Here is an 18,091-nt window from a genome sequence, read left to right as displayed (position 1 = left end):
CATGGTTTCCTCCCAGATTCGGCCTTGAGGCCAGGTGTTGTTTTCACGCTTTCAAAACATCGGTCGTCCCTGTGCCGCGTCCCCCCCGGACGCGCGAAGACCGTTACGCCGCGACCGGGCGGCGCACGGTTGCCACGCGGAAGCGATTGGCAACGAATGCGCTGTCGCACAGACAGGCATTGCCGGCCGGGTTCGCGCCCGTAACGTGGTAGTCGGAGAAGGCGGCGTTCTGGTTGACGAAGACGCCGCCGGTCAGATTGACGGAGAGGCCGACACCGGCCTCCGCAAAAGCGTCCGCGGCCCGGTCGATCACGGCCTCGTCGGTCGCATAAAGCGCTGCCGTGATCGCGCCCTTGGCGCGGGCCGAGTTGGCGGCACGCGCGATCGCGTCGCTCGCGTCGTCCGTGGCGATGACGAAGCTGATCGGTCCGAAACGCTCTTCCAGATAGGCGTCTTCGTCCCTGGCATCGACGGCGAGGATCAGCGGTGTCGCCGTGCGCGCGCCGTCCATGCCCTCGACGGCTGTGCTCTCGCGCACCACCCGACCGAGCGACCTTGCCTTGGCGACGCGCTCGATGGTGGCGGGATTCTGGACCGCGCCGAGAACGCCGGCGGCACGCTGCGGATCGCCGAGCAGCTTGTCCATGGCGATCCTGATCGCCTCGGCCACCTCGTCGAAGGACTTGTGACCGTCGTCGGTCTCGATGCCGCCGCGCGGGATGTAGACGTTTTGCGGCGCGGTGCACATCTGCCCCGAATAGAGCGCCAGCGAGAAGGCGACATTGCCGGCCAGCCCGCGCAGGTTGTCGGTGCCGGTCACGACGATGGAATTGACGCCGGCCTCCTCGGTGTAGACGAGCTTGTCGCGCGCATTCTCGCGCACCCATTTGCCGAAGGCGGGCGAGCCGGTGAAGTCGACGATGGCGATGTCCCTGTGCGTCACCAGATCCTTGGTGATCGGCGCATCCGCATCGTCTGCGGCCAGAAGCAGCACGTTCGGATCGAAACCGGCCTCCGTGAGGACCTCGCGGCCGATTTTCACGGTCAGCGCCAGCGGCAGGATCGCGCCCGGATGCGGCTTGACGATCACGGCGTTGCCGGTCGCGAGGCTGGCGAAGAGGCCCGGGTAGGTGTTCCACGTCGGGAAGGTGGCGCAGCCGATGGCGAGCGCCACGCCGCGCGGGATCAGGCGGAATGTCTTGTCCAGAACGATCGGGTCCTTGGGGCCTTGCGGCTTTTCCCAGCGCACGTTGCCCGGCACCTTCGACATCTCGTCATAGGCATAGGCAAGCGCTTCCAGCCCGCGGTCCTGCGCGTGCGGGCCACCGGCCTGAAACGCCATCATGAAGGCCTGACCGGAGGTGTGCATCACCGCATTGGCGAAGAGAAAGCTCTGGGCATTGATGCGCGCCAGGATCTCCAGGCACACGCCCATCCGCGCCTCGACGCTTGCCGATGCCCAGCCGGCCATCGCCACCTTGGCGGCGGCAACGAGCGTGTCGGCCTCCGCCTTTGGATAGGAAATCGCCAGGTCGAGGCCGTAGGGGCTGACTTCATGGCCGACGGACCCGCCGGCTGTCGGTTGGTCGAGGTCGAAGGCCTTTCCGATCAACGCCTTGAAGGCGGCCTCGCCATCGTCCTTGGCGGTCTCGCCATAGACCTTGCCCGACGGCATCTCCGGATAGGCGGAGAAGAAGCCACGGGCGTGGATCGCCGCAACCGCCTTGTCCAGCGTGTCCTTGTGCCTGTCGAAAAACGCGGCCATGCCTCTCTCCCTTCTGGTTGCGCGCAAGACTGCCCGGCTTGCGATCCGTACTGATCGCGATGGTCGGACATGCCCTGAGGGCGCGCCGTCCCGGTCTGTCGCCGCGCATCCTGCGCCGCCGCCGCCGGGGTTCGAATGTTGGTGCTGCCCGTGATTGACAGCGCCCGATTGACGATCATAATAATTAACCGACCGGTTGGTCAGTCAAGTGAAAAATGACAAGCGACCGTTCCGCTCCCGATCTTTCGACGCACAAGCGTGCCGGCTGAAGGACGGTGCGGCGCCACGGGAGAGGCAGGCAAGGGAGGCCACATGAACGAGGGACAGACGGGCGAGGGGGCGATGGATGCGCCGGTTCTCGTCGAGCGGGACGGGGGCGTGCTGGTCGTCACGCTGAACCGGCCGGACAAGCTCAACTCCTTCAACGAGGCGATGCATGCCGAGCTGCGGAACGCGCTGGACATTGCCGAGACCGACGCGGAGGTGCGGGCACTGCTGCTGACCGGGGCGGGGCGCGGCTTTTGCGCCGGTCAGGACCTTGGCGACCGGGTCGCCTCCGACGACGGCACGCCGCCGGACCTCACCCAGACCATCGAGGCCAACTACAATCCGCTGATCCGCCGGCTGAAGGCCCTGCCGAAGCCCGTCGTCTGCGCCGTCAACGGTGTCGCGGCCGGGGCCGGCGCCAATATCGCACTGGCCTGCGACATCGTGCTGGCCGGCGAGAGCGCCAAGTTCATCCAAGCGTTTTCGAAGATCGGCCTCGTTCCCGATTCCGGCGGCACCTGGTCGCTGCCGCAGCTTGTCGGACTGGCGCGCGCCAAGGCGCTTGCCATGCTGGCAACGCCCGTGCCGGCAAGACAGGCCGAAGACTGGGGCATGATCTGGAAGGCGGTGCCCGATGCCGACCTGATGACGGAAGCGCGCAAGCTTGCGGGCTCGCTCGCCGAAGCGCCGACCTTCGGCCTCGGGCTGATCAAGCAGGCGATGGAGGCCGCGACCGACAACACGCTCGACGCGCAGCTCGATCTGGAGCGCGATCTTCAGGGCCGTGCCGGCCGCTCGCCGGACTACCGCGAGGGCGTGGCCGCCTTCATGGCCAAGCGTCCGCCGGTCTTCACCGGCAAGGATCCCGACGGAGAGGCATCATGAGCGCGCCCGTATCCGCCGAGGGTCTCGATCCGACCGCGCTCGCGCGGGCCTGCGCCGACGCCATGTGGGCCGACGACAAGGCCAGCCGGGGGCTCGGCATGGAGATCGTCGAGGTCGGCCCGGGCCGCGCGGTGATCGCCATGAGCGTGCGCGAGGAGATGGTCAACGGCCATGGCATCTGTCACGGCGGCTTCGTCTTCACGCTCGCCGACAGCGCCTTCGCCTTCGCCTGCAACAGCCACAACCAGTCGACGGTCGCAAGCCATTGCGCGGTGACCTTCCTGCGGCCGGGCAAGCTCGGCGAGCGCCTCGTCGCGACCGCACACGAGCGCTGGCGCGAGGGGCGCTCCGGCATCACCGACGTGACGGTGACCAATGCGGATGGCGAGACGATCGCCGAGTTTCGCGGCAACTCGCGCACGATCCGCGGCACGCTCATTCCGGAGACAGACACGGCCTGAGTTCATCGGCAAGACGGGTTGAGGAGTCCGTTTTGCGTTTTTCCGGCCGCCTGCGGCCGCCTCAAGATCAAAGTGAATACGTCGGGAGGACATCCATGCACGACCTATCGCCCAAGCCCGGCGATCTCGATCCCATCGAGACCGCATCCCGGGACGAGATTTCCGCGCTTCAACTTGAGCGCCTGAAGTGGTCCGTGCGTCACGCCTATGAAAACGTGGCGCATTACCGCAAGAGTTTCGATGCAGCGGGTGTTCATCCCGACGATCTCGAGACGCTGGCGGATCTCGCGAAATTTCCCTTCACCGCCAAGCAGACCCTGCGCGACAACTACCCCTTCGGCCTGTTTGCGGTGCCGCGCGAGGAGGTGGTGCGGGTGCATGCCTCCTCGGGCACCACCGGCAAGCCGACGGTGGTCGGCTATACGCGAAACGACATCAAGACATGGTCGAGCGTGGTCGCGCGCTCTTTGCGCGCCGCCGGCGCGCGCAAGGGGATGATCTGTCACGTCGCCTATGGCTACGGCCTCTTCACCGGCGGTTTGGGCGCGCACTACGGTGCGGAGGAACTGGGCATGACCGTGGTGCCGATTTCCGGCGGCATGACCGAACGCCAGGTGACGCTGATCGAGGACTTCAGGCCGGAAGTCATCATGGTGACGCCCTCCTACATGCTGGCGATCCTGGACGAGTACAAGGCGCGTGGGATCGATCCGCGCTCCTCGTCGCTGAAGCTTGGCGTTTTCGGGGCGGAACCTTGGACCAACGCCATGCGCGAGGAGATCGAAGAGGCCTTCGACATGCATGCCGTCGACATCTACGGCCTGTCGGAGGTGATGGGGCCGGGGGTCGCCAACGAATGCGTGGAGACGAAGGACGGGCTGCACATCTGGGAGGATCATTTCTATCCCGAGATCATCGATCCGGAGACGGGAGAGGTGCTGCCCGACGGCGAGGTCGGCGAACTGGTCTTCACCTCGCTCACCAAGGAGGCGATGCCGGTGATCCGCTACCGCACCCGCGACCTGACGCGGCTTTTGCCGGGAACGGCGCGCTCGATGCGGCGGATGGAAAAGGTGACGGGTCGCTCCGACGACATGATGATCGTGCGCGGCGTCAACGTGTTTCCCACCCAGATCGAGGAACAGCTCTTTCGCGTCGAAGGCCTGTCGCCGCATTATCAGGTGGAATTGACACGCACCGGGCGGATGGACGAAATGACCGTCCACGTCGAGGCGCTTGCCTCCCATGCCGACGATGCGCACCGGGCGTCCGCCGCGGCGGAGTTGCGCGCCCACCTGAAAAACGTGATCGGCGTCAGCGCCCGCATCCATGTCGCCGACCCGGATGCGCTGGAACGCTCGATGGGCAAGGCGAAACGGGTTATCGACAACCGCCCGAAGGAAGCCTAGGCGTTCGCACGCCAACTGGTCGGCAAACGGCGCGGCGGCGGCATCGCAGTCGCCGCGCGAGCAACGGAGAGAGACATGGCGCGGCCGCGCGCGGACGATTACGACGACAAGCGCAAGGCGATCCTGAAGACCTCGGCGGAGCTGTTCGCCGAGCACGGCTACGACCGCGCCTCGATGAACCAGATCGCCAAGGGCTGCGGCGTCTCCAAGGCGCTCGTCTATCATTACTACGACAACAAGGACGCGCTGCTCTTCGACATCATCCGCGACCACCTCGACGAATTGATCGCGGCGGTGGAGGAGGCGGCGCCCGAAACGGCCTCCGGCGAGGCACGGCTTCTTGGCTATGTCGGTGCACTGCTCGACGCCTATCGCGACGCCAACGCGGAACACAAGATCCAGATCAACGAAATGAAGCGGCTTCCGCCCGAGCAGCAGGAAGACCTGAAGGAGCGCGAACGCGCCCTGGTCAAGCTTTTCGCATCCGCGCTGACGCAGGCCGTTCCCGAACTTGGCAACGGATCCCATCTTCTGAAACCCGTCACCATGAGCCTGTTCGGCATGGTCAACTGGCACTATCTCTGGTTCCGCGACGGCGGTCCCGTCAGCCGCGAGGACTATGCCGAAATTGCAACCCGGCTCATTCTCGACGGGGCGCGCAGCCTTGCGACCTGACGGTCGACGCCGGGGTTTCGCAGGGCGTTTTTCCGTGATTGTGTTCTGAAATCCAGCGACCTATGATTGCGTCGTCTGATCGCAATGCCCCGGGCGGTCATGCCGGTTGCCGCCGTTGCGGTTGCGCCGGTCGGCCCTTTCGCCGGCCGGGCCGAAGCCGTCGCCAGCCGGGCAGCGCCAGACGAAGCCGCATCCATCATCCTTGTGCGGCGGGATCACAAGGGGCGTTCATGCTGACACGACGGCATCTGCTTGGGACGATTGCGCTCGCCACCACGGTCGGCGCGTCGGTTGCGGTACGTCCCACCAGTGCCAGAGCCATTCCGGATCTTGATCCTGTCCTGTCCGGGCGGTTTGTCGAGGACCGTGCGCTGTTTTTCCGCATGCGCGGCCTTTCGGGAACGTTGCTCGACCTTCGTTTGGGCTATACCGGGCCCTTCGGCTACGAGCGCGGGGCCTGGCGGCGGCGTGCGCTCGATGCCTGGCGGCAGGCCTACGGTCAAACGCCGGACGCGGGGTTTGCGACAGCGCAACGCGAGGTTCCCGCATTCCTGTTGCGCGCCGATGGCCGCTGGTTCGGCGATGCCGCATCGGAAACCGTCCAGCGCACGGCGGCGGGGTTTGCCGACTGGACGACCCGGATCGGTATCCGCGAGGACAGTCGCCTGTATGAGGACATGATCCTCGCGCAGGGTGCCATGGCGCTGCTTCTGTCGATGCGCACGCCGGAAGCGCGCGCGGCGCGCACGCTTGCCGTCTTCGACGGACTCACCTGGATCTGGCCGTTCTGCGGTGGTTGACGCAGCGCCCGGCAGGGGGGCGGCCGCGCTTCAGGGCCGCCTCTGGACCTCCCCGGGACGGGCCGTCATGATCGCGCCCGTCGGGGTGCCGCGAATCGTCCGCGCCCGGCATGCGCATCGAAAATCGCCAGGGGGACCCACATCATGCTGCAACTCGACCCGCAAGCCACAAGGGACGCGCTCGACTGGCGGGACCTGATCGAAGCGCTTCGAACGATGTTTCGCGACGGCTGCGAGATGCCGGTGCGCCACCATCACGATTTCGAGGTGCCGGGCGAGACGAGCGGAACCCTGCTCTTGATGCCGGCCTGGGTTCCGGGCCGCTATCTCGGCGTCAAGCTGGCCACCGTGGTGCCGGGAAACAGCGACCGCGGCCTGCCGGCGGTGATGGCAAGCTACATGCTCTCCGACGCGAAGACCGGTGAGCTGCGCGCCCTGGTCGATGGCGGCGAACTGACCGCGCGGCGCACGGCGGCGGCCTCCGCGCTGGCGGCCGACTATCTGGCGCGCGCCGACGCGCGCCATCTCGTCGTTGTCGGAACGGGCCGGCTGTCGGTCAATCTGGCGGCGGCCCATGCAACCGTGCGGCCGCTGTCGCGCATTAGCGTGTGGGGTCGCAATCCGGAGAAGGCGGCAAGCGTTGCGGAAGAGATTTCCGAAACGGTCGGCATTTTCGCGACCCCGACGGACGATCTGGAAGACGCGGTTGGCTCGGCCGACATCGTGACCGCCGCAACACTGTCCGAAACGCCGCTCATTCTTGGTGAATGGCTGCCGGCCGGCTGTCATGTGGATCTGGTCGGTGCCTTCAAGCCGACGATGCGCGAGACAGACGATGCGGCCGTGTCGCGGGCCCGCGTCTTCGTCGACACGCGCGCCGGGGCGCTCAAGGAAGGCGGCGACATCGTGCAGGCGCTTGAATCCGGTGCGCTCACCGAAGACGCGGTGGAGGGCGATCTCTTCGAACTCACCCGCGCCGTGACCCCGGTGCTGCGCGAGCCGGATGACATCACGCTGTTCAAGTCCGTCGGGGCGGCGCTTGAGGATCTCGCCGGCGCGATCCTCGCTTATGAAACGGCGTCCGCTGCCGACAAGCCCGAGCGCAAGCTGCCCTTGATGTGAGAGCGGGGATACGGGGCGCGGCCTGCGGGGACAACACCTTGGCAAAGGCGGTCAGCCGCCGCGCCTTTTGTCCCCGCGCGCGGAGCCGGGATTTCCCCGCGAGCGGGATGGGCCGGCGTCCGCGTCCGGTCCGCGCAATTTGCATCAACCCGGCTTGTTTCGGCCTCAAGTTTCGCAATTTTTAGCGCAGAACTTGTCGATATTGTCGTTGCCGCAATCTCGCCGGAAACCTGCCGTCAACCGCCGATGTGCGCGCGTCAGATATAGGTCCGCGCCTCGATCGGCGTAGCCTCGATGCGTCTGAGCAGCTCGTCCAGCAGGGCGGTCTCGGCCCGGTTCATCGCCGCCTTCGGGTTCCACACCACATGCACGTCGATCGCCGGCATGTCGTCATAGGGCGGCAGTTGCCACAAGAGCCCGTCCTCGATGTCGCGGCGCATCACGTGGATCGGCAGCGGGCCGATGCCGAGGCCGGCGATGATCATGCGCCGAACCTCTTCCAGATGGGCCGAGGTGCCGACGATGCGATCCTCCAGCCGTGCGTCGGCGCGCATCAGGGTGACGGGCCGCAGCGCGTCGCTCATCCGGTCGGTGACGAAACTGACCGAGGAATGGCCGCCGAGATCGGCCTTGGTCAGCCCGGTGCGGCCGAACAGCGGATGGCCGGGGCCGCAGAACAGTCCGAAGAACTCGCGATAAAGCCGCCGGTACTCGAGCCGCGGGCTCTTGTCGTGCACGAGGCAGACGCCGAGCGAGGCACGCCGCGACATGACGGCGGCCAGCCCGTCCTTGCTGGCGGAAATGTCGATGGAGAGCGTCGCGTGCGGGTGGGCGGTGTGAAACGCCGTCAGCGCTTCGTCGAAGACAGGGCAGACAACATGACTTGCCATGGCAATGCGCACGTGGCCGCGCACCTCGTTGGCGACCTCGCGCATCAAGGTGCCGAGCCGGAGAACCGCGCCGTGAATGTCGATGACCTCGCGCTGGAGCAGCGTTCCGGCCGCCGTCAGCCGGAAGCGCCCGGGCGAGCGGTCGATCAGCCGCTTGCCGAGTTGCTCCTCCAGCCGCTTCAGCGCGGAGGAGACCGACGGCTGTTTCAGCCCGAGTTGGTCCGCAGCTTCCGTGATGCTGGCCGATTCAGCCAGAACGAGAAAGGTGCGCAGGAGATTCCAGTCCAGATTGCGGGCGAGACGTTCGGGCGGCTGGTCGGGGGAGCGGGCGATCATAGGCTGTGTCTATTTCCAAGATAGCGATTATCTATTTGAACAATGATAGAGGGGGTGCCACCCTTCGCGCAACAAACGGGAGAGGGAAATCCGCTCATGACGGTTGAAGCGCGGGAGGCGCGGCAACCCTATCTGCTGCTCAGTCCCGCAATGGTCGCGGTGACGCTGCTGCTTCTGGTGCCGCTCGCTTTCATCGTCGTCTATTCGTTCTGGCTGCGCACGGCGACCGGCGCGGATCAGGCCGGTTTCTTCCTCGACAACTGGCGCGAGGCGCTCTCCGACGCCTTTTATCGCGACATTCTCCTCAACACGCTGAAGATCGCCGGGATCACCACGCTGGTCTGCGCTGTCATGGGCTATCCGGCGGCCTATGTGATCGCGCGCTCGCGCGGCAACAAGGCGGTGCTTCTGCTCCTCCTGATGCTGCCGTTCTGGATCAGCTACATCATCCGCACGATGTCCTGGATCAACATCCTGGGCGCGTCGGGCGCGATCAACTCCGCGCTGATCTGGGTCGGCATCACCGACGAACCGATCCAGATGCTCTACAACGAGGCGAGCGTCGTTCTGGGGCTGGTGCATTTCCTGCTGCCCTTCATGATCCTCAACATCTACGTCAGTCTCGACGGGATCGACACGACGCTTGAGGATGCGGCCTGCTCGCTCGGGGCGACGCGCTGGCGCACCTTTCTGGAGGTCACGCTGCCGCTGTCGCTGCCCGGGCTTGCCGCCGGCGGACTGCTTGCCTTCGTTCTGGGGGCGGGCACCTACATCACGCCGATCGTGCTCGGCGGACCAACGGACGCGATGTTCGCCAATCTTGTCTTCGAGGCGATCATCACCCAGCTCAACTGGCCGCTCGGGTCGGCGCTCTCCTTGATGCTTTTGGCCGTGCTCGGCGCGCTGGTGCTGCTTTACAACCACTTCCTCGGCATGGGGCAACTGATGAAGGGGCTTGGTTGATGGGGTGGCACCTGCTGCGCGGATGGACGGTTCTGGTCTATCTCTTCATGTTCCTGCCGATCATGGTGGTTGTGCTCTTGAGCTTCAACGCCAGCCAGTTCGGCAGTTTCCCGATGACCGGCGTGTCGTTTCGCTGGTTCGTCGAACTGGCGGAAAACGAGGCGATCCTGCGCGCCTTTCGCACCTCCATCGTGCTCGGGCTGCTGACCTCGGTGATCTCGACCACCATCGGCGTTCTCGCGAGCCTTGCGCTGGTGCGCTACAACGTGCCGGCGCGCAATGCGATCTCGACGCTCCTGATCGCGCCGATCCTGGTGCCGGAGGTGGTGCTTGCCGTGGCGCTGCTGCTCTTCCTCAACGCGCTGTCGGTCAACAAGAGCTTCGCCCTGCTTCTGGCCGGCCATGTCATCTTCACGCTGCCCTTCGTCATCCTGGTGGTGCAGGCCCGTCTCGTCGGCATCCGCCGCGACGTCGAGGAGGCGGCGATGAGCCTCGGCGCGAGCCCGATCCAGACCTTCTTCCAGGTGACGTTGCCGCTTCTCGCGCCGGCCGTTTTCGCCGGCATGCTGTTCGCCTTCACGATCAGCTTCGACGACATCACCGGCACGCTGTTCTGGAAGCCGGGCGGCGTCGAGACCGTCCCCACCCAGATCTTCGCCATGCTGCGCAATTCGATCTCTCCGGAGATCAATGCGCTCGGCACGGTGATGATTTTCCTGACGGCCGGGCTGCCGCTTGCCGGCATTGCAATCGCCCGGCGTCTGGCGCTCAAGCGCGGCGGCTAGAACCGCGCTGGCACCTCAAGACCCGCACTCCAGAGAGGACATTGTTATGGACAATACAAAACGTTACGAGCGATTGCGCGAACGCTACCTGAATGGCGGGATCGACCGCCGCAGCTTTCTCGGCCTGATCGGCGCCGCCGGGCTTGCCTATGGCGTGCAGACGCCGTTTGCGCGTGGCGCGCTGGCCGCGACCGGTGAGGTGCGTTTCGACGGTTGGGGCGGCGTGGTCTCGGAGGCCTTCCGCAAGCATGCCTTCGACCCCTACACGGAAAAGACCGGCATCACCGTGGTCGACGGCACCTTCGGCGGCGGCGACGAATATCTGTCGCGGGTCAAGGCCAGCCAGCCGGGCGAATACAATATTGCTCACCTCTCCGGCGTCTTCGACTATGCGCGCTATCACAATCTCGGGCTGTCATCGACGCTCAACGAAGACAATATTCCGAACCTGAAATATGTGATCCCGAAGCTGACCGACGTGTTCCGCAAGGTGACCGGCGGAACGCTGTCCTGCGTGCCCTACGACTACGGCACCACCGGACTTGCCTACAATCGCAAGCACATCTCCGACGAGGAGATGAAGGAAAAGGGCGCGAACATCCTTCTCGACGCGCGCTTCAAGGGCAAGATCGCCGGCTGGAGCGACTGGCGCACGCGCATCTGGTACGCCTCGCTGCAGACCGGTCAGGACCCGAACGGCGCCACCGACATGGAAGCGATCTGGGAGGCGCTGCGCACCCACCGCGATCTGCTGCTGAAGTACTGGAACTCCGGCGCCGAGCTGATGAGCCTTCTGGCGGAAGAGGAGATCTATGTGACCGAGGCCTGGTCGGGCCGCGTCTTTGCGCTGCAGGAGCAGGGCCACGACATCGGCTACATGGATCCGCCCAACGGCTTCGGCTGGCAGGAGTGCCTCTTCGTGATGAAAGGGTCTCCGATGGAAGCTTGCGAGGAGCTCCTGAACTTCATGCTGGCGCCGGAAACCTCCATCGCCGTGGCGGAAGGGCAGAACTATCCGCCGGCGCTCGATCCGACCAAGGTGGACCTGGGCAAGAAGATCCCGACGCTGCCGGCCTTCGATCCGTCCGGCACGCTCGACGGGCTGACCTTCGCCGATCCGGCCTATTGGAACGGCCACGAGCAGGAGTGGTCGAAGCTCTTCGGCCGCATCCAGAAGGGCTACTGAGCCTGAGCGGCGCCGGCGGGACCGCGCGACATTCGCACCCGCCGGCGCCGACATCTTCCAGACCCCTGACCGGAGTGAGCCCGTGGGCGCCGTCACGCTTCAAAACATCGTCAAACGCTTCGGCGCCTTCACGGCGGTTCATCCGATGTCGCTGGAGATCCCGGAAGGCGCGTTCGTCAGTCTTCTGGGGCCGTCTGGCTGCGGCAAGACGACCACCTTGCGCATGATCGCAGGCCTTCTCGATCCGAGCGAGGGCGACATCCAGATCAACGGCCGCCGGATCAACGACGTGCCGATCCACAAGCGTAATCTCGGGCTCGTCTTCCAGAATTATGCGCTGTTTCCCCATCGCACGATTGCCGAAAATGTCGCCTTCGGCCTGAAGTTTCGCGGTGTCGACAAGGCGGAGCGCGATGTGCGCGTGAAGAAGGCGCTGGATCTCGTGCAGCTTCCCGATGTCGGCGACCGCTATCCCAAGCAGCTCTCCGGCGGGCAGCAGCAGCGCATTGCGCTGGCGCGCGCCATCGTCATCGAGCCGGATGTTCTGCTGCTCGACGAGCCGCTGTCGGCGCTCGACGCCAACCTGCGCGAGGACATGCGCGTGGAGCTGAAGCGCATCCAGCACCAGATCGGCATCACCACCGTCTTCGTCACGCACGACCAGGCCGAGGCCCTGGCGCTCTCCGACCGGATCGTCGTGATGAGCAACGGGCGTGTCGAGCAGGTCGGCGCACCGGAGGACGTCTACACGACCCCGGCGACGGAATTCGTCGCGCGCTTTCTCGGCGCCTCCAATATTCTGCCCTCGATCTGCACCGGCACCGATCAGACCACTGTCGCGCTCGACAATTCCGCCTTCGGCAAGCTGGTGCTGCCGCGCGAGCGCGCGCCGCATGTCACGGGAGCGGGCGCGGTCAAGCTTGCGGTGCGTGCCGAAAAACTCTCAATCGTCGCGCCGGGCGCGGCGGGTGCCGTCGGCGAGGAAGAGGTCAGCGTGCCGGGCGTGGTCGAGACGGTCGATTACCAGGGCCTGGCTGCGCGCTATTTCGTGCGCGTTGGCAACGAGCAGCTTCAGGCCATCAACATGATCGACGGAAGCCCCTTTGCGGAAGGAGCGGCGGTCGACGTACGGCTGCGCCCGCGCGATTGCACCATTCTGGCGGAGGCGGCGTGATGAGCGAGCGGGCCAGGAGCCATCTGTTCTACCAGAGCCGGCGGCGACGTCCGCAGCTCGACCGGGCGCGCGGCGTCTACATGTGGGATGTCGACGGAAAGCGCTATCTCGACGGATCGTCGGGCGCGATGGTCTGCAACATCGGCCATTCCAACGAGCGGGTGCTGGAGGCGATGCGCCGCCAGATGGAGAAGTCGACCTTCGGCTACCGGCTGCATTTCGAGACCGAGCCTGCGGAAAATCTCGCCCGCCTGACGGCGCAGCGCGCGCCGGAGGGGCTTGAGAAGGTGTTCTTCGTCTCCGGCGGCTCGGAGGCGGTGGAAAGCGCCATCAAGCTTGCCCGCCAACATGCCATCGCGACCGGCGCGGCGCAGCGATACAAGGTGATCTCGCGCCAGCCGAGCTATCACGGCTGCACGCTGGGGGCGCTGGCGCTCACCGGCTATGCGCCGTTGACCGCGCCCTTCGACCCGATGATGCGGCCGATGCCGAAAATCCCGGCGCCGCGCGCCTATCTTGACGGCCTCGACCCGAACGACCCGGCGACCGGCCATCACTATGCCGACATGCTGGAAGCGCGCATCCGCGAGGAGGGGCCGGAGACGGTGCTCGCCTTCATGGTGGAACCGATCGGCGGCGCCTCGACCGGCGCGCTGGTGCCGCCCGCCGGCTACATGCAACGCGTGCGCGAGATCTGCGACCGCTACGGCGTGCTCCTGATCCATGACGAGGTGATGTGCGGCGGCGGACGCACGGGGCGCTTCTTTGCCGCCGAGCACTATGGCGTCGCGCCGGACATTCTGGTGGTGTCGAAGGGGTTTGCGGCCGGCTATGCGCCGCTCGGCGCGATGGTGGCGCATGATCGCATTGTCGAGCCGGTGCTGGATGGCGGCGGTTTTCTGCATGGCTTCACCTATGCGGGCAATCCGCTGGCCTGCGCCGCCGGGCTTGCCGTTCTGGAAGAAATCGAGGCGGAGAAGCTGTGCCAGAATGCGCAAAGTGTCGGCGCGCTGCTGAAGTCGCGGTTGGTCGAGCTGATGGGGCGTCATCCGCTGATCGGCGACGTGCGTGGGCAAGGGCTGCTGCTTGCCTTCGAGATGGTCAGCGACAAGGACACGCTCGCGCCGCTCCCCCGCGAGCTGAACGCCCATGACAAGCTCGTGGAACATGCCTATGACGAGGGGCTGATCCTCTATTCGCGACGCACGCGTGGCGGCTATGAAGGGGATCACTTCCTCGTCTGTCCGCCGATGATCACCACGGCGGAACAGGTTGACGAGATCATGGAGGGGCTTGAGCGGGCGCTGAAGCGCTTCCTTGCCGACGCAGCACCGTATCTGCCCCGCGCCGCCTGAAGAATTTTGCCTGAAAGACCGCACTCGCATCATGACAAAAGCCATCATCACCTGCGCGGTGACCGGGTCGATCCACACGCCGACCATGTCGCCGCATCTTCCTGTCACAGCAAAGGACATCGCCGACCAGGCGGTAGAGGCGGCCGAGGCCGGCGCCGCCATCCTGCATCTGCATGCCCGCGATCCGGAGACGGGCCGCCCCTCGGCGCTGCCCGAGCATTTCCTGGCGTTCCTGCCCGACATCCGCGCGCGCTGCGATGCGGTCTTGAACCTTTCCACCGGTGGCAGCGCGGTCATGACCCTCGACGACCGGCTCGCCGCGCCGCTTCAGGTCGCGCCGGAGATGTGCTCGCTCAACATGGGCACGATGAATTTCGCGCTCTATCCGATGGCCGCGCGCTACGACAGTTGGAAGCACAATTGGGAAAAGCCGTTCCTGGAGGAGAGCGACGACCTCGTCTTCAAGAACACCCCGCGCGACATCGCCCGCATTCTCAACGATCTCGGCACGGAGCGCGGCGCGCGGTTCGAGTTCGAATGCTACGACGTCGGCCACCTGCACATGCTGCGGCACTTCGCCGACCGGGGGCTGGTGAAGCCGCCGTATTTCATCCAGTTCGTTTTCGGCGTGCTCGGCGGCATCGGCGCGGATACGGAAAACCTGATGCACATGAAGCGCATGGCCGACAAGCTCTTCGGCGACGACTACATGTTTTCCGTGCTCGCCGCTGGACGCCAGCAGATCCCCTTCGCCTCGATCTCGGCGGCGATGGGCGGCAACGTGCGCGTCGGGCTGGAGGACAGTCTCTTCATCGCCCGGGGCGAGCTTGCGGTTTCCAATGCCGAGCAGGTGCGCAAGATCCGCAGGATCCTGGAGGAGATGGGCCGCGAGATCGCAACCCCCGACGAGGCGCGCGCGATGCTCGGTCTGAAGGGCGCCGACGAGGTGGCGCTATGACACAGGACGGCATCTCCATTCGGCAGGCGAGCGAAGCCGACGCAGGCAGGTTCAATGACGCCCTGGCACGGCTTTCGAGCGATCTGGGAGATCCGCATGGCACACAGCCGGAGGACCTCTTGCGGCACGGCTTCGGTACCTTGCCGATTTTTAGCGGGTTGCTGGCGGAAACCGAAGACAGTGCCGTGGTCGGCGCGCTGTTGTCTTCGCCGATGTTTTCCACCGTGTCGGGCGCGGCGGGGCTTTATGTGTCCGATCTCTGGGTTTGCGAGACGATGCGCGGGCGGGGACTGGGCCGCAGGCTGCTGGCCGCGGCCATCGAGATGGCGCCGGCCGACTGGAACATCAGGTTCCTGAAGCTTGCGGTCTATGATGACACGCCGCGCGCAAGGGCGTTCTATGACCGGCTCGGCTTTGCGGCCACGACTGGCGAGACCGTGATGCGGCTCGATCACATTCACTTCGATGGACTGACGGATGAGACATGAAAGCGTTACTTGACGACCGACAGGCCCGCCACGACCCGAAGCACTTCATGGCCAACGGCAGGATGTCCGCCAATCCCGAACAGCCGAAGCGCATCGAGGTGCTGCAAGGCGGCGCACTGGCCGCCGGCTGCGACTTCGCCGCGCCGGAGGATCATGGCGCCGGGCCGATTGCGGCCATTCATTCGGCCGAATATCTGGTGTTTCTCGAGACCATCCACACCCGCTGGTCGCGCATGACGGACGCCTCCGACGAGGTGATCCCCAACATCCATCCCGACCGGCGCACGGCAAGCTATCCGCGCTCTGCCGTCGGTCAGGCCGGCTTCCATCAGACCGACACGGCGTGCCCGATCGCGGAAGGGACCTGGCAGTCGGCCTATTGGTCGGCGCAGACCGCCCTGACGGCGGCCGATCTCGTCGCCGGGGGCGAGCGAAGCGCCTATGCGCTCTGCCGCCCGCCGGGGCATCACGCCTTCGGCGATCTCGCCGGGGGCTTCTGCTTCCTCAACAACGCGGCCATCGCGGCCGAACACCTGCGCGCGCAGGGCCTCAGGCCCGCGATCCTCGACGTCGACGTGCATCACGGCAACGGAACGCAAGGGATCTTCTACGACCGCGCCGACGTGCTGACGGTCTCGATCCATGCCGACCCGATCCGCTTCTATCCGTTCTTCTGGGGGCACGCCCATGAACGCGGCGAGGGGGCGGGCCTTGGCTGCAACCTCAACCTGCCGCTCCAGCGCGGCACGGGCGATGACGACTACCTGACAACGCTGGAGACCGCCTTCGCGCATATCAGGGCGTTCGGAACCGACGTGCTGATCGTCGCGCTCGGCCTGGACGCGTCGGAAAACGATCCGCTGAAGGGGCTGGCGATCACCACCCCCGGCTTTGCGCGCATGGGAGCGGCCATCGCCGGCATGGACCTGCCGACCGTTCTGGTGCAGGAAGGGGGATACCTCTCACCGCAGCTCGGCGACAATCTCACGAGCTTCCTCACGGGCTTCAAGGGCGAGTAATGCAGTCCAGCGATTTTTTGATCATCGGCGGAGGCATCGCCGGCGTCGGCGCGGCCGCGCATCTGGCGGACAGCGCCAGCGTCACCGTTCTGGAAACAGAGGACGCGCTCGGCCGTCACTCCACGGGTCGTTCGGCGGCGATCTTCATCAAGAACTATGGCAACGCCACCCTGCGGGCGCTGAACGCGGCCGCTGAGCCGGTGCTTGAGAGCGGCGGTGATTTTGCCGAAACCGGTTTCCTGTCGCCGCGCGGAGAACTGGTGATCGCAACGGCCGAGGAAGTCGGCCAATTGGATGCCTATCTCGCCGAGGCCGACGGCATGGAGACCGTCAGTCCGTCCGAGGCCGTGCGGATGGTGCCGATCCTGCGCGAGGAGTTGATCGTCAAGGCCGCCCGCGAGCCAAACGCGCGCGACATCGACGTCGACCGTCTGCTTCAGTCCTATGCCCGCCACGCAAAGCACCGCGGTGCGCATCTGGTGCAGAATGCCCCGGCGACTTCCATTCGCCGCGAGGGCGATGCGTGGCGCGTGGAAGCGGGTGGCGAGGTCTATCGCGCAGCCGTCCTGATCAATGCCGCCGGTGCCTGGGGCGATGAGGTGGCCGGTCTTGCCGGAGCCGCGAAAGTCGGTCTGACGCCGATGCGTCGCTCCGCCGCGATCCTGCCAGCACCCGACGGCCATGACGTGTCGCATTGGCCCGCCGTGGTGAGTGCCTCGGAGAGCTGGTACGCCAAGCCGGAGGCCGGCAAGCTGATGGTCTCGCCGGCGGATGAGGATCCGGTCGATCCGCATGACGCCTGGCCTGAGGACATGGTGATGGCGGAAGGGCTGCACCGGTTCGAATGCGCCACCACCGTTCCGGTCACCCGTGTGGAGCGCACCTGGGCGGGCCTGCGCAGTTTCGTGGCCGACCGCTCGCCGGTCGTGGGATTTGCGCCGGAGACGCCGGGCTTCTTCTGGCTGGCGGGGCAGGGCGGTTATGGCATCCAGACCGCGCCTGCGCTCTCGCGCCTTGCGGCCGATCTGTGTCTCGGGCGCGGCCCGGTGCTTGGCGCGGAGGTGGTTTCCGCGCTAGACCCTTCCAGGCTTGCGCGCGCCTAGGCGTGCGTGGCCTGCAGTCATACGACTGATTTTCTTTTTCTTTCAACACCAGGGAACGCAGACATGTCGGATATCAAACGCCTCGAGATCGGCCGGCGCATGAGCCAGGCCGTCATCCACAATGGCACGGTGTGGCTTGCCGGCCAGGTCGGGGCGCCGGGGGAAAGCGTCACCGCGCAGACGCAGGGGATCCTCGCAAAGATCGAAAAGCTGCTGCTCGATGCCGGCTCGGACAAGTCGCACATCCTGAGCGCGACGATCTGGCTGGCGTCGATGGACGATTTCGCCGAGATGAACGCGGTCTGGGATGCCTGGGTCGACCAGACGCAGACCCCGGCGCGTGCCTGCGGCGAATCCCGCCTGGCAACGCCCGACTACAAGGTCGAGATCATGATCGTGGCGGCCCAGAAGGGCTGACCTCGGCTTTCTCATCGCGCTGATGTTTCGCGG

General features: G+C 65.9%; 18 protein-coding genes. 16 read left to right on the top strand and 2 right to left on the bottom strand.

Features of this window, described 5'->3' with window-relative positions:
• Positions 1 to 103 precede the first annotated feature (103 nt).
• Positions 104 to 1,765 carry a phenylacetic acid degradation protein PaaN gene (gene paaN / locus G572_RS0103515; protein WP_029057304.1) on the bottom strand — a complete coding sequence of 554 codons (1,662 nt, stop codon included), beginning with the start codon at positions 1,763 to 1,765 and terminating at the stop codon, positions 104 to 106.
• A gap of 342 nt (positions 1,766 to 2,107) precedes the next feature.
• Between paaN and paaG the strand changes: the two genes are divergently transcribed.
• From paaG to lhpI, 6 genes are all read left to right on the top strand, one after another.
• Positions 2,108 to 2,917 carry a 2-(1,2-epoxy-1,2-dihydrophenyl)acetyl-CoA isomerase PaaG gene (gene paaG / locus G572_RS0103510; protein ID WP_029057303.1) on the top strand — a complete coding sequence of 270 codons (810 nt, stop codon included), beginning with the start codon at positions 2,108 to 2,110 and terminating at the stop codon, positions 2,915 to 2,917.
• Positions 2,914 to 3,378, top strand: a complete 465-nt coding sequence (gene paaI, locus G572_RS0103505) for a hydroxyphenylacetyl-CoA thioesterase PaaI (protein WP_029057302.1) — start codon at positions 2,914 to 2,916, stop codon at positions 3,376 to 3,378. The genes paaG and paaI overlap by 4 nt, the downstream gene beginning before the upstream one ends.
• A 95-nt stretch (positions 3,379 to 3,473) precedes the next feature.
• Positions 3,474 to 4,787, top strand: coding sequence for a phenylacetate--CoA ligase PaaK (gene paaK / locus G572_RS0103500; protein ID WP_029057301.1), 1,314 nt, complete (start codon positions 3,474 to 3,476; stop codon positions 4,785 to 4,787).
• Between the two features lie 75 nt (positions 4,788 to 4,862).
• Positions 4,863 to 5,462: a TetR/AcrR family transcriptional regulator gene (locus tag G572_RS0103495; protein ID WP_029057300.1), complete on the top strand. Its 600-nt coding sequence runs from the start codon at positions 4,863 to 4,865 to the stop codon at positions 5,460 to 5,462.
• Between the two features lie 230 nt (positions 5,463 to 5,692).
• A complete protein-coding gene (locus G572_RS0103485; RefSeq protein ID WP_029057299.1) occupies positions 5,693 to 6,262 on the top strand; it encodes a hypothetical protein in 570 nt (189 codons plus the stop codon).
• Positions 6,263 to 6,406: 144 nt separating this feature from the next.
• Positions 6,407 to 7,384: a bifunctional Delta(1)-pyrroline-2-carboxylate/Delta(1)-piperideine-2-carboxylate reductase gene (gene lhpI / locus G572_RS22300; RefSeq protein WP_051241535.1), complete on the top strand. Its 978-nt coding sequence runs from the start codon at positions 6,407 to 6,409 to the stop codon at positions 7,382 to 7,384.
• A gap of 257 nt (positions 7,385 to 7,641) precedes the next feature.
• On the opposite strand, the gene G572_RS0103475 is transcribed toward lhpI, so the two are convergent.
• Positions 7,642 to 8,610, bottom strand: coding sequence for a LysR family transcriptional regulator (locus G572_RS0103475; RefSeq protein ID WP_029057298.1), 969 nt, complete (start codon positions 8,608 to 8,610; stop codon positions 7,642 to 7,644).
• A gap of 96 nt (positions 8,611 to 8,706) precedes the next feature.
• On the opposite strand from G572_RS0103475, the gene G572_RS0103470 reads away from it, so the two are divergent.
• From G572_RS0103470 to G572_RS0103425, 10 genes are all read left to right on the top strand, one after another.
• Complete coding sequence (locus tag G572_RS0103470) at positions 8,707 to 9,573, top strand: ABC transporter permease (RefSeq protein ID WP_029057297.1); 867 nt, start codon at positions 8,707 to 8,709, stop codon at positions 9,571 to 9,573.
• Positions 9,573 to 10,358, top strand: a complete 786-nt coding sequence (locus G572_RS0103465; protein ID WP_029057296.1) for an ABC transporter permease — start codon at positions 9,573 to 9,575, stop codon at positions 10,356 to 10,358. The genes G572_RS0103470 and G572_RS0103465 overlap by 1 nt, the downstream gene beginning before the upstream one ends.
• Before the next feature lie 46 nt (positions 10,359 to 10,404).
• Positions 10,405 to 11,544 carry an extracellular solute-binding protein gene (locus G572_RS0103460; protein ID WP_029057295.1) on the top strand — a complete coding sequence of 380 codons (1,140 nt, stop codon included), beginning with the start codon at positions 10,405 to 10,407 and terminating at the stop codon, positions 11,542 to 11,544.
• Positions 11,545 to 11,626: 82 nt separating this feature from the next.
• Positions 11,627 to 12,718, top strand: coding sequence for an ABC transporter ATP-binding protein (locus tag G572_RS0103455; RefSeq protein WP_029057294.1), 1,092 nt, complete (start codon positions 11,627 to 11,629; stop codon positions 12,716 to 12,718).
• Positions 12,718 to 14,073, top strand: a complete 1,356-nt coding sequence (locus G572_RS0103450) for an aminotransferase family protein (RefSeq protein ID WP_029057293.1) — start codon at positions 12,718 to 12,720, stop codon at positions 14,071 to 14,073. Before G572_RS0103455 ends, G572_RS0103450 begins: the two co-directional genes overlap by 1 nt.
• Before the next feature lie 31 nt (positions 14,074 to 14,104).
• Entirely contained in the window at positions 14,105 to 15,031 is a 927-nt protein-coding gene (gene kce, locus G572_RS0103445) for a 3,5-dioxohexanoate:acetyl-CoA acetone transferase (protein WP_029057292.1), read from the top strand.
• Entirely contained in the window at positions 15,028 to 15,519 is a 492-nt protein-coding gene (locus tag G572_RS22295; protein WP_051241533.1) for a GNAT family N-acetyltransferase, read from the top strand. The genes kce and G572_RS22295 overlap by 4 nt, the downstream gene beginning before the upstream one ends.
• The gene (locus tag G572_RS0103435) at positions 15,516 to 16,538 is read left to right on the top strand and encodes a histone deacetylase family protein (RefSeq protein ID WP_029057291.1); all 1,023 of its coding nucleotides are present in this window, start codon (positions 15,516 to 15,518) and stop codon (positions 16,536 to 16,538) included. Before G572_RS22295 ends, G572_RS0103435 begins: the two co-directional genes overlap by 4 nt.
• Positions 16,538 to 17,641 (top strand): NAD(P)/FAD-dependent oxidoreductase, encoded by a 1,104-nt coding sequence (locus G572_RS0103430; protein ID WP_029057290.1) that lies wholly within the window; start codon positions 16,538 to 16,540, stop codon positions 17,639 to 17,641. The genes G572_RS0103435 and G572_RS0103430 overlap by 1 nt, the downstream gene beginning before the upstream one ends.
• A gap of 63 nt (positions 17,642 to 17,704) precedes the next feature.
• Complete coding sequence (locus G572_RS0103425; protein ID WP_029057289.1) at positions 17,705 to 18,058, top strand: RidA family protein; 354 nt, start codon at positions 17,705 to 17,707, stop codon at positions 18,056 to 18,058.
• Positions 18,059 to 18,091: the final 33 nt, after the last annotated feature.

Source organism: Stappia stellulata DSM 5886 (assembly GCF_000423705.1).
GTDB classification, from domain to species: domain Bacteria; phylum Pseudomonadota; class Alphaproteobacteria; order Rhizobiales; family Stappiaceae; genus Stappia; species Stappia stellulata.
Note: the sequence above shows the minus strand (reverse complement) of the source record. Positions and strands in the feature narration are given on the sequence as shown.